1 protein-coding gene is annotated in these 305 nt (G+C 72.5%); it reads left to right on the top strand.

Annotation, left to right across the window (positions count from 1 at the left end; translation table 11 throughout):
• Positions 1–305: tetratricopeptide repeat protein (locus tag SB751_RS29310; RefSeq protein ID WP_410748941.1), on the top strand; the 305-nt coding region annotated here is incomplete at both ends.

Below are 305 nucleotides of genomic sequence, written 5' to 3'. Positions count from 1 at the left end.
ACGACGACGCGCTCGCCGCATTCCATCGCGCACTCGAGCTGCGCCCCGGACACGCCGGCGCGCACAACAATCTCGCGATGGCGCTGAACGCGATGGGGCGCGCAAACGACGCGATCGCGCACTTCCAGGCCGCGCTCGCCGCCGAGCCGCGCTTCGTGGCCGCGCATTTCAACCTCGGCAACACGTTCGAAGCGCTCGGCCGCCATGCCGAGGCCGCCGCCGCATTCGAAGCGGCCCTCGCGCTGCACCCGCCGTTTCCGCTCGCCCTGTTCGGGCTCGCGAACGCACTGAGCGCGCAGGGCCGC

Source organism: Cupriavidus sp. SIMBA_020, from assembly GCF_046535395.1.
GTDB classification, from domain to species: Bacteria; Pseudomonadota; Gammaproteobacteria; order Burkholderiales; family Burkholderiaceae; genus Cupriavidus; species Cupriavidus campinensis.
Note: the sequence above shows the minus strand (reverse complement) of the source record. Positions and strands in the feature narration are given on the sequence as shown.